This is a genomic window from Pseudomonas leptonychotis, assembly GCF_004920405.1.
GTDB classification, from domain to species: Bacteria; Pseudomonadota; Gammaproteobacteria; order Pseudomonadales; family Pseudomonadaceae; genus Aquipseudomonas; species Aquipseudomonas leptonychotis.
Map to the genome: position 1 here is coordinate 1756372 of NZ_RFLV01000001.1, position 12354 is coordinate 1768725.

Consider the following 12354-nt stretch of genomic DNA (forward strand, 5'->3'; position numbering starts at 1 on the left):
GCCCTTACTCCTTGCCGACGCGGCGCAGATCGGCTTCGACCATCATTTCAATCAGAGTGGAAAGACTGGTTTTTGGCGTCCAACCCAGCTTGCGTTCGGCCTTGCCTGGATTACCCAGCAGCACCTCGACTTCGGCAGGGCGGAAGAACTGCGGGTCGATGACTACATAATCTTCATAGTTCAAGCCCACATGCTCGAAGGCCAGTTTGCACATGTCGCGCACGGTGGTGGTGACGCCGGTGGCCACCACATAATCGTCGGCCTGTTCTTGCTGCAGCATTAGCCACATGGCTTCGACATAATCGCCGGCAAAGCCCCAGTCTCGTTTAGCGTCGATATTGCCCAGACGCAACTCTGTCTGTTTGCCAAGTTTGATTCGAGCGGCCGCGTCGGAGACTTTGCGGGTGACGAACTCGATGCCACGCAGCGGCGATTCGTGATTGAACAGGATGCCGCTGGAGGCATGCAGGCCGAAGCTTTCACGGTAGTTAACGGTAATCCAATGGCCATAGAGCTTGGCCACGCCATAAGGGCTGCGCGGATAGAACGGGGTGTTCTCGTCCTGGCGCTCGGCCTGAATCAAACCAAACATTTCGCTGGTCGAGGCCTGATAAAAGCGGGTTTGCGGGGCAAACTGGCGAATCGCTTCGAGCAAATGCGTGACGCCAATACCGTCGACGACGGCAGTGGTTACCGGTTGATCCCATGAACTGCCAACAAAGCTCTGCGCGCCCAGGTTATAGATTTCATCCGGTTTGGCTTTGATTACCGCGCGCTGAATCGAGCAGGCATCGGCCAGATCACCTTCGTGATAAGAAATCTGCCCTTCAACGCCTAACTCACGAAGCCGCCAACGCGTATCGCTGCTGCGTCGAGCCACCAAGCCATGAACGTCATAGCCTTTTTCTAGCAGCAGTTTGGCCAGGTAAGCGCCGTCTTGGCCGGTTACGCCAGTAATCAATGCAGTCTTAGACATTATCCATTTCTCTTGCTGCCCAGTCAGAGAGCACGCTCTGCAGGGTTTCCGTGATTGAAGTGCCAGGCTTCCACCCAGTCTCTTTTTGTAGTTTTTTGCTGCATCCCATTACCCGCCGCTGCTCAGACAGACGCATACGGCTGGGATCCTGTACCAGGTCAACCTCTACCCCGGCCAGGTTAGCCATCTGCATGATCAGATCGCGCACCCGTTGCTCGACGCCGGAGCACACGTTGTAGATCTCGCCGTTGCGACCGTGCTTGAGTAAGGCCAGATAAGCCTGAAGCACATCGCGTACATCGAGAAAATCGCGCGTCACATCGACATCGCCGACCTCCAATTGCGCAGGCTGCAGACCTTGGCGAACGCGGACGAGCTGACGAGCCATACTCGGGATAACGAATGCTTCACCCTGCCCAGGGCCAATATGGTTAAACGGGCGGGCGACTATGATCCGCCAAGGTTCGCTATAACTCCACTGCTGACAGAGCAATTCGGCGGCTACTTTGCTCACGGCATAGGGATTGCGCGGCCGTGGTGCCAGGCTTTCGACGACCGGTAAGTCACCTTCCGCAACCTGCCCATAAACGTCGCCAGAGCTGACATAGAGAAAGGTGCCGCTGAAGCCTCGTCGCTTGAGTGCCTGGAGTAGATTCAATGTGCCCAGCAGGTTCACTTCGAGGGTGCGCTGCGGGTCGCGAAAGGCCTCGGGCACAAACGTCTGCCCTGCCAAGTGAATGACGGCATCGGGGCACTCATCCTGTAGCCAGGCATCCAATGAGGCGCAATCCAGTAGGTCATGCGGTTTAGATGCCAGCAACTGCCAGGGCTCGTTCGTCATGGACGCCAGCAATGCCTGCAGATGGCCACCCACAAAACCATTGAGACCCGTAACCAGAAGTTTATTCACTCAGCCTCCCTTTATTCTGTGGTACTCAACCAGCCGCTGAGTACATCGGCATCCAGCACCATACCAGCCAGGCCGCAAGGCTACCGATTAAGAACCCTGCGAGTAATTCGCTGCGACTATGTCCCATGCGCTCACGCAGGGGCTTGGATGGGGTCGCTGCAGACAAGGTATTGATGGCTTCTGCATGCAAACCAACCTGCCGGCGCAGACTGCTGGCATCCAGCAAAACGATAAAAGCCAAGGTAACCGCTACACCGAAAGCCGGGTGTGCAATACCTTCCTTGAGTGCAATCAGCACTGCCATGCTGCAAACGATCGCGCTGTGGTTGCTCGGCATGCCGCCATAGCCGATCAAGTCAAACGCCAACCGCCGAGCCCGCACACTGTTGATGGCGAACTTGCTACACCCGGCCAGCAACCAGGCCAGCAAGGGTGTGAGCGCATATGAATAGTCAAGGCTCATAGCGGTTGCTCCGGCCAGATCGAAACAGCCGATACTACGGCCCAAATGGCCACCGTCAGTAGCAATTGCCAATCACCCAGCAGCGCATCTGTGGGTGATTCGCCACCGTCTTTTGATTCAACGATGAACCAGTAGCGATACAGCCCATACAGCACCAGCGGAATAGTCATCACCAACGCAGGTCGCGTGGTGATGACAAACAGGCTGTAGAACAGTAACGCGCCGGTGGCGGCCATCTCCGCGTAGCGATTCAGCAGTGCCGGCGTGTAGTGCTGCAACACCTCGCGGCTTTCGCTGCCATTGCTGGCGAGTTCCTGGCCGCGTTTTACCGCCGCCAAATACAGGGCCAAGCACAAGGTCGTGACGAACATCCACGACGAGACAGGTACTGAAAGTGCCATGGCGCCGGCATACACCCGCAGGACAAAGCCAATGGCGATGGTAAAAATATCGATGACCGGCTGATGCTTGAGTACGAGGGTATAGGCCAGGTTAAGCAGCAAATAGCCCAGTACGACATAGAGCACAGCCGGCATAACGAACCATGTCGCCAGCAGAACGGCATAAAGCACCAGCAACAACATAATCGCCTGTGGCACTGAGATTAAGCCGGATGCCAATGGGCGGGTCTGTGACTTTTTCGGGTGGCGTCGATCGCGCTCAATATCACTCAGGTCGTTGAGGATATAAGTAGCCGATGAGGCCACGCAGAAGATCAGCGCTGCCAGTGCGACTTTTTCGATTGATTGCAGCTTGAGGAATTCGCCGGCAAAAATGAGTGGCGCAAAGACGAAGGCATTTTTCACCCACTGACGCGGTCGCATCAGCGTCAGCAGCCCTCGAATTTGCGCTAGAGACGAGCGCGGCGCTACGGTAGCATGCATGCCATTTTGCCTCGGCTGGATATTTGGAACGAGTCATGAAACTGGCAGCTATCTACGCGCTTCTTGCCGCGATCGCGACAGCAACTAACATAAGTGCGCAGGCAGCTTCCCTGCTCGTTTACACGGGCGCCTATGCTATCGCATTGTCGATTATGCTCGGTACTGGTGTCGGCCTAATTGTTAAATACGCCCTAGATAAGCGTTATATCTTTCGCTTCAAGGCCGAAACTGCGGCACATGACAGCAAGGTTTTTATCCTTTATGCCTCCACTGGCGTGCTGACTACTGCAGTATTTTGGGGTTTCGAACTGTCTTTCCATGCCTTGTTTGGTACTGACCAAATGCGCTATCTGGGCGGTGTAATAGGCCTAGCCATTGGCTATGTGGCTAAATACGAGCTGGATAAGCGCTTTGTTTTCCGCCCTCAGGCACAACCGACATGCTGACTCATGGTTGGGGCCGCTATCCGCGGCATGCTGCGCAGTTGATGCAACCCCAAAGTGTACGAGATGCCATCCAGCAACTGGGTGAGCATGGCGCTTTATTGGGCCGCGGTATGGGGCGCAGCTACGGCGACAGTGCTCTGGCCGATAAGCTGATCAGTACGCGTCAGCTCAATCGTCTTTACAGTTTTGATGAGCAAAGCGGGTTGCTGGCGTGCGCCGCGGGCATCAGTCTGGGCGAATTATTGGATGTATTTGTGCCGCGCGGCTGGTTTCTACCCATCACGCCCGGTACCAAATTCGTCAGCATCGGCGGCGCGATTGCCAGTGACGTGCATGGCAAAAACCACCATGTACATGGCTGCTTCAGCGAATGTGTGGACAGCATTGAACTGCTGCTGGGCGACGGATCACAGGTTACCTGCTCACGTAGCGAGCGCCCCGAGCTATTTCATGCGAGCTGTGGCGGCATGGGTCTTACCGGGCTGATTGTTGCAGCCACGCTGCGTCTATTACCCATTGAAAGCGCTTATATCAAGCAAACCACGTACAAGGCTGCGAATCTCGAAGCGGTGTTGCAACTGTTCGAGGCTCATGCAGCCGCCACCTATTCAGTGGCATGGATCGATTGTCTGGCCAGTGGTGCGGCCTTAGGTCGCTCACTGCTTATGCTTGGCGAGCATGCTCGCGATGGCCAGCTCGTGCTACCTGGCAAGCCCAGGCTAAGTGTCCCATTGGACATGCCCTCTTTCCTGCTTAATCGATTTTCAGTGCACGCCTTCAATGAGCTGTACTACCAGCGTATTCGCCGCCACGAATCAAAACAGCGGGTTTCTTACGAAAGTTTTTTCTACCCGCTGGACGGCATTCAGCAGTGGAATCGCCTGTATGGCAAACAGGGTTTTGTGCAGTATCAATTCGTCATTCCCAAAGCAGCAGGCCTAGAGGGTATGCGCGCAATCCTTGAGCGCATCTCGGCCTCTCATCGCGGCTCCTTCCTGGCCGTGCTGAAAGCCTTCGGCGCTGCTAACGACAACTTGCTGTCATTCCCAATGGACGGATACACCCTGGCCTTGGACTTCAAATTGGAGGCTGGCCTGCTGACGTTGCTGGAAGAGTTGGACCGCATGGTCCTGGACTACGGAGGCCGGCTGTACCTGGCCAAAGACGCGCGTATGAGTGAAGCCACATTTAAACAAAGCCAGCCCAATTGGCAGCACTTTCAAGAAGTTCGCGCCCAATATGGCGCTCTCGGCAAATTCGCCTCCCTGCAATCGCGCCGGCTCGGCCTGGACTAATCCCATGCAAAAAATCCTCATCATCGGCGCCACCTCGGCGATTGCCGAAGCTTGTGCCAAGCGCTTCGCTGCTCAGGGGCATAGCCTGTTTCTGCTGGCACGCAATACCGAGCGATTGGAAAGCCTGGCGCAAGATTTGCGCGTGCGCGGCGCCAAGGCTGTGCACTGCGCCACTTTCGAGGCAAACGCTCTCGACAGTCACCAGGCACTGCTGGAACAGGTCAAAACCGAACTCAATGGCCTAGATCGAGTACTGATTGCCCACGGCACCCTCAGCGATCAACAGACCTGCGAGCAAAGCGTCGAGCTGACCCTGCAGGAGCTGCAGACCAACGCCCTCAGCGTAATTGCCCTGCTAACGCGGCTGGCTGGCCACTTTGAAGAGCAAAGGCATGGCTGCATTGCGGTGATTAGCTCTGTGGCCGGCGACCGTGGTCGCCAGTCCAACTACATCTACGGCACTGCCAAGGGGGCGTTGAGCATCTTCCTGCAAGGCTTGCGCAATCGCCTGCAGAAGAGCGATGTGCAGGTGCTGACCATCAAGCCCGGCTTCGTCGACACCCCGATGACCGCATCCTTTCCCAAGGGGCCGCTGTGGGCCACGCCAGAAAAGGTTGCTCTGGATATCGACAAGGCCATCGAGAAGAAAAAGGACGTGCTCTACACGCCAGGCTTTTGGATGTTGATTATGTTTGTAATCCGTAGCGTACCGGAGACGCTCTTCAAACGACTTTCGCTGTGAAACGCAGCCTTGCTGTGCTGAGTTCTGCACTTGTGCTACTCGGCTTCACCGCGCTTTTACTGATCAGCTTGGGCTGGTATTCGCTGATTGCCGGCGGCGTTCCGGCGTGGGATTTTGCCGCAGACATGCTGCTTGGCAATCGAATTCGCGACGAGGGCGTACTCCTGGTCGGGCATTATTCGCGTTACGAGTTCAACCACCCTGGGCCTTTCTGGTTCTACTACAACCATCTGTTCGAGCTCGGCCTTGAGCGCAGCGGGTTGTCTCGAACCCATATCTGGCTTTTTGGCCAAACCACTATGGCCACGTTACTAGTCGGCTTTACGGGTGCTGGCCTCAGCCTTTACCTATTTGGCACGTTGCGTTTTTGGCCAGCCGCACTCGCCATATTTATTCTTTGCGCTTACCTGGGCTCCGACTTGCTCAGCCTGTGGATGCCGCACAGACTTATCGCACCCTATCTGGCCTTTCTGGTCTGTTGTCTGCTGTTGATGCAGGGGCGCGTAGTACTGCTGCCCTTGGCCGCACTGTTAACCGGCGTGTTGATTCATGGCTACGCCACCATGCCACTATTTACCCTGCTACCGCTAACTCTGGCGCTGCTGCTTGGTTGGCGGACGCAGCATAAGGCAGGCATTGACTGGGCCATGATCGCGCCCTGGGCACTGGTTGCGCTGCTAATTGCTGGCATTTTCGTGCTGCCTATCGCTTACGATGCGTTGTACGTATCGCCGAGCAATCTGAGCAAGCTGTTGTACGCCCAGCATGGCTTCAGTTTTCTGGCCAAACCCAGCTGGGCAGAAATGCTCACCTTTATCGATAGCCTGTTGCCATCTCAAGGGCTCTGGTGGGCTTTGGCTCTGGCCATCATCAGCCTGCTGGCGCTGCGCCCAAGACTCGCGACTGTCCGTCCAGCACTACAGGCCTGCGCATTATTACTTGGGCTGGCCTTGCTTCTGGTGGTGTATTACAAGAGCACGCCGGCTCCGCTGTATGACTTCGTCGCTTTATTTGCCACTGGAATAGCGCCACTGCTGTTGGCGAGCGTGCTAGCCCTGACGCTTAATGAGGCACTGCGTCGCGCCAGTTACGCTTACTCGGTACAGACCTTGGTTGTGTTGGCCGGTTTTATCCTGGTCTATCTGTTGGCACCGTTTAAACAAAGCCCCGAGCGTGTCGAGCCAACAGTCAGTGAGTTTGCCGAGTTTGCTGATTTTATTCGCGGCGATCTGCCTCGCGAGCAAATAGCCGCCATCGATTATGCCAACCACGACCTGTGGCCTTTTATGGCTGGGTTGCTTGTTGAGCTTGATCGCCAAGGCATCAAGGCCTGCACCACCTGGCGGCATATGGGCTTTCTCTATACCGACGCCATGATTTGCTCTGTACAGACCTTGCCACAGTACCGTGTGGTAGTGGCAGAGCAGTGCGCAGAGCAGTGCGTATTCAGCACACTGAACCATGGCTTGCGCCCTATACAGTTGCAGGCCCTTAGCCTGGCAAAGGATTACGACCACAACAGCCCGCAATTGCTATTTCAAAGCTGGTACCCGGCCGAGTCACAGCACCGCTGGAGTACCGGCTACTCCTCAAGCATAACGTTCGAGCTGGACCAGCAAGCACCGCGCCCGCATGAGCTGCTTATTTCCGTCAGCAGTTTCGGTATCCAGCGCGTCGAAATATTTCTCAATGAGCAGCCCGTTTACACCGGCGAGTTGAGCGGTGCGCAGACAACACTGAACATCCCGTTGAACTCGGGGATCACCCATGCGGGCAACAACAGCCTGCGGTTTGTCTTGCCTGATGCACAGCAACCACAGACTGCAGACCCTCGGGTTTTGGCGCTGGCTTTTAAAAGCCTGCAATTGAACTGACCATCAGGCCAATTAACTACATCACCAAGGGCAGCATGCAGACACCTCCGTCACACCACGCCCCTGCGAATGCGGCTAGGCATCTGCACTCCCTTGATTTTGCTCGAGGCGTCGCAGCGCTGGCAGTTGTACTTTGGCACTGGCAGCACTTTTTCTTCAATGGCTCAGTTCCAGGTGTTTTTCAACGCGAAGCACAACCGTTTTACTCAGTGTTGTTTTTGTTTTATGAGAAAGGCTGGTTTGCCGTTGATTTCTTTTTCGCATTGTCGAGCTTTGTATTTTTTGGCTATATGCAGACCCCATCCGCCAACGCAGTGTAAGTACACGGCGTTTTTTCTGGCTACGCCTGTCACGACTCTACCCTTTGCACCTAGCCACCTTGTTATTAGTGGCGGGTCTGCAGTGGCTGTATATCCGCTACCACGGCGGGTACTTCGTGTACCCGCTCAACGATGCTTATCACTTTATTCTCAATCTGTTTTTTGCCCCCGCCTGGGGGCTGGAAAAAGGCTTTTCTTTCAACGCCCCAATATGGTCGGTTTCTGTTGAAATATTGCTCTATGCGATGTTTTTTTGCGTAGCCAGATGGCTGCCCACGCGGGCAGTTTATGCCCTGCTACTCGCCATGGCCGGGCTGTATCTACAGAGTTATTCCGTGCTCATAGGGCGAGGCGTGTTCGCGTTTTATATGGGTGCACTGGTCTATGTTGCGTACCAAAAGCTGGTCACTGGCGGGCTTGTCTACAGGGGCGCAAAGCCACTGCTACTGATCTGTCTCGCGGCCTGGTTGGCGACCTTGCTGGAGTTTCAGTTGGGCAGCCTGCAGGTTGTATTGAGCAAGTTTTGCACGACAAGTTGTGCTGGTACTGGGCTGGAGCAGCTGAAAGCACTATGGGTTACAGGCCTGCTGCTGCCCATAACAATTCTCTCCCTGGCTGTCAGCGAGACTGCTGGCAAGGGTGGCTGGGAGAGAACCGCCTGGCTTGGCGACATTAGCTACGCGTCCTACCTGCTGCATTTTCCATTGCAACTGATCTTCTTTACGCTATTTGCCGACTTGTTGCCTGAGCGCGCCATTTTTTACAGCTCGGTCTTATGGGGCGGCTACTTTGTAATGTTAATCAGCAGCAGTCTGCTTACCCATCGTTACTTTGAACGACCTGCACAGCAGTGGATTCGCCGCTATAGCATACAAAGGCCTCGCATCTAAACGCTGAGTTCTTGCTTCTCTTGATGTGCCCGAGCAACTGACTCTTGCTCTGCGCGGTCTGCCGCTTGCAGCGCAGCCAGTTTGCGCTTGGCACGTTCAGCGCCAATACGCCTCAGCGGCTCTTCTACATAGCGAAAGTTAAGCTCGGCTAACACCAAAATCAGCACGCCTGCGAACAGCAGCAGAAAGGGAACGATGGCAAGTGTGTTCTCCTGGCCGGAAGCTTGTAAATACCGTGTGGCTGCTTCGTGGGTGAACTTGAACGCCGGCAGATGAATCAAGTAAATCCCATAGGACCGGGCCCCCAGCCACTGCATAACCCCACTCAAGCGCTGGTAGCCGAACAAATAGCCGTTACCGTACGACGCGAGCCATACCAGCACAGCAGTGATCATTGCCAGCAAGCCCGTGCTTATCGACCAGGTAAATAGGCGCGCGGGTACCGCTACCAGCATCAACAATAAAAACAACGTAATAATTAACGCCAAAGGCTTTCGCAGTAAAAAACGCGGTTCAATCCGGCGATACCAAACGCTGCGGGAGCACATAAATACTAAAATGCCCCAAGCAAAACCGTCGATGCGAAACGATGCGAGGTACTGTGCAGTAAGGTCGCCAAATGGGCCTCGCGCCAATGGGAACTGCACCGCGATCACCAACAGTAACGCCATGATGCGTTTTCGTCGGCCGGTAACTAGTAAAAGAAACAGTGGCAACACTACATAGAACTGCTCTTCCAGCGACAAACTCCAGTACACATTGTTCGGTGCTAGCCAGCCATACATGTGCGCGATATTGGCGGTGAAGCTGAAAATAGCCAAGGTGCTTTTCAGATTCTGTTCTATGTCCATGAATACGCCGGAGCGATTGAAGCAGGCCGCGCCAATCAGTCCGATCACAACCCATAACCAGGCTGAGGGAAGCAGGCGGTATGCGCGCCGTAGCCAGAACAGTCGAGCCGCGGGCCAAAATTGACCGCGGCTACGGTAGCGATCGAAATAGTCGCAGTAACTCATGGCGACGACGTAGCCGGAAATACAGAAGAACAGATCAACGCCAACCCCGAAGCTTGCATACTGAAACAGCGGTACTACACGCTCGTAGATAAAAGGCGAGAGCCAAACCACATGAGAAACAAGTACAAGACAGATAGAAATCGCACGTAAATATTCGATTTCTCTGTTCTTGCCGTCACTGCTCATCAGCCTGATCCTTACTCAGGCGGGTAATCGCGCAACCACTGTCCTGGCTTTTACGCGGATAACCATCCCAGTCATACATTGCCAGGTAGGCCGGAAACATCGCGCTGTCGCACAGCACGCGGTAATCCACGCTGCGCGCGGGAAACACTTGCGTCACGCTGTGTGCCGAGCCGGTCCAGCGTGCGCCGGAGCGGGCAAAGTCAGCGAAGAAGTACGGTTCAACACCGGAATAGCCGAACGAGACGGTGGCATCGGCGGGCAAGTCGGCAATGAAGGTGCGCACCTTCTGGATCTCTGCCTCGGGCAAAAAATCCCGCGAGAATGTCGACAGGCGTGGCTTGAGTGCGTCGAGCTGTGGGTTGCCGCTGCTGGCATGCAGCGCCAATTGGTAGAGAAGGCCGCCGGCAATCAGCGCCCAACTTACGCGCCACCAGTTCCGGCTCAGGGTGCTTGTACTAACCAGCACGCCCAATAACAGCAGGCAAAAGCCGAAGCAATAAGCGTAGCTGTACCACATGCTGTGGCCATTTAAGGCCATCGCGATAAACGCCACGCCATACAGTGACAACAGCGCCTCTGCGCCGAAACGCCGATGCGTGATTAGCTGTAAACAGGGCACCAGTAGCAGCAGGCCTAATAGCCTCCAGCCTTCACTTCCGCTCATCACTGGGGAGCCCAGTTTGAAGTCAAACTGAAAGCGCATGTCTTGCCAGAAACCGTCGATGTGCTTGATCACAAACAGGCCGTAGCCTGCCAGCGCCAGCGCGGCGATGACCAGTGCCAGTAATTCACCTGGACCGATGTTGAGGGTTTCTCGGCGTACAATTTTCCATAACACCAGCGCGCCATAGGGCAACAGGAAGTACACCGCGTTGTAGTGCACAGTCGCACCGAACAACACCAGCGCCAGCCCCAGCGCATATTTGCCACGCACTGCCGCCAGTAGCGAGAGCAGGAAGATCAGTGTGTACAGCCCTTCCATTCGGGCAATATTGGCAATCGCCAGTGAATAGGGTGAAAGGAAGGCCACAAGCATCAACAGCATGGCCAGTGTCTGCCGCCAGCCAGTCAGGGTGCTGCGAATAATCGCCAGGCCAACGCCGAAAGCCCCCAAATACAGAAGCGTGGACACCCAGCGGGAGATTTCGAAGCTATAGCCAAAAACCTTGTAGACCCCGGCTAGCAGCAGCATGTAGCCGGGCGGCATCCACATCACCACGCGTTCGCTATTGAGGCCGTAGACGAAGAAGCTGCCTGTGCGGCTGAATTCAAAAGCCTGAGCGGTAAATGCGGTTTCGTCGTTCCAGGGGATGGGGAACTCGAAGCCCATGCCGATACGAATAAACAGAACCACAACGGTCATGAGCGCTGCACACGCCAGCATAAAAAAGTGCGGCCGTAAGTTGGCGATACTCAAACGGCTGGCGTGAGCGACAGAGGGCATAGCGAATCCTTGTTACGGCTTAGGGTTTGCGGGCGATGATCGCCTGGCTCTTGGGCATGGCCTGATCCAGTGCCTTCTTGATCCGCGGGCCGTCAGGCGTAGACAAAAGCATGCCCCAGGTCGTGGTCCAGGACTCGAGCAGTGGGTGCCACGGCGGCGAGAGGTCCTGCTTGCAGGCCCAGAACATAAACCACCAGATCGACCAGTAGAAGCCATAGTCGGCGCGCCGCTCGATGATCAAGCCGGCGTCCAGAATCAACTGTTCGAACTCATCGCGTTGAAATACCCGAATGTGGTTCGGGTGTTCAAAATAGGCGGCAGGCGCGAGCTTCTTTTGCACGCTTTCGCCAAGTGGGTCTGGCACGGTCAAGAGGAACTGGGCGCCGGGCTTGGCTACGCGCACCAACTCGCGCATAAACTGCGCTGGATCTTCAACGTGCTCTAGCACTTCCATGGCAATGATCTTGTTGGCGCGCCCGTCCGGCAACGGAATGGGGTTGGCATCCGTCACTAGCCCCTGGATCGCACGAGCCGGTGAGCCGGTGAGCATTGATTCGATGGCTGCCACTTTGGCCCCATCAATGTCAGCGAAGATCACTTCTGCGCCGCGGCCAGCACAGAAGGATGCGTAGGTGCCATCACCGCAACCGATGTCCAGCACCGTATCCTCTGGGCTGATCGCAAACCCTTCAAACAGCTCACCGCTATCATGATGGAACCAGCCGCTTAGATAGGCGTCGGTTAGGGTTGGGTCGTTGGGCAGCGCGTTGGCTGCCGTTTCGACTTCAGGGGCTACCGAGGCACTTGGGGCGACAATACGTGAGACAAGTCGCTTCAGTCGTTGCAGCATTCTGGCTTTCCTTTTCGGAACAAACTCAATGGGTCACTGTTGCCGCTGGCGCGTGTTG

The 12354-nt window shown here is 55.6% G+C and carries 13 protein-coding genes; 6 read left to right on the top strand and 7 right to left on the bottom strand.

Annotation, left to right across the window (positions count from 1 at the left end):
• Positions 1 to 4: 4 nt before the first annotated feature.
• From gmd to D8779_RS07970, 4 genes are read right to left on the bottom strand one after another with little or no spacing between them, the layout of a single operon-like run.
• Positions 5 to 976 carry a GDP-mannose 4,6-dehydratase gene (gene gmd, locus D8779_RS07955; protein WP_136663874.1) on the bottom strand — a complete coding sequence of 324 codons (972 nt, stop codon included), beginning with the start codon at positions 974 to 976 and terminating at the stop codon, positions 5 to 7.
• Entirely contained in the window at positions 969 to 1886 is a 918-nt protein-coding gene (locus D8779_RS07960; protein WP_136663875.1) for a GDP-mannose 4,6-dehydratase, read from the bottom strand. Before D8779_RS07960 ends, gmd begins: the two co-directional genes overlap by 8 nt.
• Before the next feature lie 25 nt (positions 1887 to 1911).
• Positions 1912 to 2349: a divergent PAP2 family protein gene (locus D8779_RS07965; protein WP_136663876.1), complete on the bottom strand. Its 438-nt coding sequence runs from the start codon at positions 2347 to 2349 to the stop codon at positions 1912 to 1914.
• Positions 2346 to 3233, bottom strand: coding sequence for a decaprenyl-phosphate phosphoribosyltransferase (locus D8779_RS07970; protein ID WP_136663877.1), 888 nt, complete (start codon positions 3231 to 3233; stop codon positions 2346 to 2348). The genes D8779_RS07965 and D8779_RS07970 overlap by 4 nt, the downstream gene beginning before the upstream one ends.
• 35 nt (positions 3234 to 3268) lie before the next feature.
• Between D8779_RS07970 and D8779_RS07975 the strand changes: the two genes are divergently transcribed.
• From D8779_RS07975 to D8779_RS08000, 6 genes are read left to right on the top strand one after another with little or no spacing between them, the layout of a single operon-like run.
• Positions 3269 to 3679 carry a GtrA family protein gene (locus D8779_RS07975; protein ID WP_136663878.1) on the top strand — a complete coding sequence of 137 codons (411 nt, stop codon included), beginning with the start codon at positions 3269 to 3271 and terminating at the stop codon, positions 3677 to 3679.
• A complete protein-coding gene (locus tag D8779_RS07980; RefSeq protein WP_136663879.1) occupies positions 3673 to 4974 on the top strand; it encodes an FAD-binding oxidoreductase in 1302 nt (433 codons plus the stop codon). Before D8779_RS07975 ends, D8779_RS07980 begins: the two co-directional genes overlap by 7 nt.
• Positions 4975 to 4978: 4 nt before the next feature.
• Positions 4979 to 5716, top strand: a complete 738-nt coding sequence (locus D8779_RS07985; RefSeq protein WP_136663880.1) for an SDR family oxidoreductase — start codon at positions 4979 to 4981, stop codon at positions 5714 to 5716.
• Entirely contained in the window at positions 5713 to 7590 is a 1878-nt protein-coding gene (locus D8779_RS07990; protein ID WP_136663881.1) for a hypothetical protein, read from the top strand. The genes D8779_RS07985 and D8779_RS07990 overlap by 4 nt, the downstream gene beginning before the upstream one ends.
• A gap of 35 nt (positions 7591 to 7625) precedes the next feature.
• A complete protein-coding gene (locus tag D8779_RS07995; protein WP_136663882.1) occupies positions 7626 to 7910 on the top strand; it encodes a hypothetical protein in 285 nt (94 codons plus the stop codon).
• A 44-nt stretch (positions 7911 to 7954) separates the two neighbouring features.
• Positions 7955 to 8800: an acyltransferase family protein gene (locus D8779_RS08000; RefSeq protein WP_240789698.1), complete on the top strand. Its 846-nt coding sequence runs from the start codon at positions 7955 to 7957 to the stop codon at positions 8798 to 8800.
• Here D8779_RS08000 and D8779_RS08005 read toward each other — a convergent pair.
• From D8779_RS08005 to D8779_RS08015, 3 genes are all read right to left on the bottom strand, one after another.
• Positions 8797 to 10002, bottom strand: coding sequence for an acyltransferase family protein (locus D8779_RS08005; RefSeq protein WP_136663884.1), 1206 nt, complete (start codon positions 10000 to 10002; stop codon positions 8797 to 8799). The genes D8779_RS08000 and D8779_RS08005 overlap by 4 nt on opposite strands.
• Entirely contained in the window at positions 9992 to 11365 is a 1374-nt protein-coding gene (locus D8779_RS08010) for a hypothetical protein (protein ID WP_136663885.1), read from the bottom strand. The genes D8779_RS08005 and D8779_RS08010 overlap by 11 nt, the downstream gene beginning before the upstream one ends.
• 100 nt (positions 11366 to 11465) lie before the next feature.
• Positions 11466 to 12296 carry a class I SAM-dependent methyltransferase gene (locus D8779_RS08015; RefSeq protein WP_136663886.1) on the bottom strand — a complete coding sequence of 277 codons (831 nt, stop codon included), beginning with the start codon at positions 12294 to 12296 and terminating at the stop codon, positions 11466 to 11468.
• Between the last annotated feature and the right edge of the window lie 58 nt (positions 12297 to 12354).

Coding starts and splice junctions, on each gene's coding strand:
- D8779_RS08015 (WP_136663886.1), bottom strand. CDS start 12,296: ATGCTGCAACGACTGAAGCGACTTGTCTCACGTATTGTCGCCCCAAGT.
- D8779_RS08005 (WP_136663884.1), bottom strand. CDS start 10,002: ATGAGCAGTGACGGCAAGAACAGAGAAATCGAATATTTACGTGCGATT.
- gmd (WP_136663874.1), bottom strand. CDS start 976: ATGTCTAAGACTGCATTGATTACTGGCGTAACCGGCCAAGACGGCGCT.
- D8779_RS07985 (WP_136663880.1), top strand. CDS start 4,979: ATGCAAAAAATCCTCATCATCGGCGCCACCTCGGCGATTGCCGAAGCT.
- D8779_RS07970 (WP_136663877.1), bottom strand. CDS start 3,233: ATGCATGCTACCGTAGCGCCGCGCTCGTCTCTAGCGCAAATTCGAGGG.
- D8779_RS07965 (WP_136663876.1), bottom strand. CDS start 2,349: ATGAGCCTTGACTATTCATATGCGCTCACACCCTTGCTGGCCTGGTTG.
- D8779_RS08010 (WP_136663885.1), bottom strand. CDS start 11,365: ATGACCGTTGTGGTTCTGTTTATTCGTATCGGCATGGGCTTCGAGTTC.
- D8779_RS07980 (WP_136663879.1), top strand. CDS start 3,673: ATGCTGACTCATGGTTGGGGCCGCTATCCGCGGCATGCTGCGCAGTTG.
- D8779_RS07995 (WP_136663882.1), top strand. CDS start 7,626: ATGCAGACACCTCCGTCACACCACGCCCCTGCGAATGCGGCTAGGCAT.
- D8779_RS07975 (WP_136663878.1), top strand. CDS start 3,269: ATGAAACTGGCAGCTATCTACGCGCTTCTTGCCGCGATCGCGACAGCA.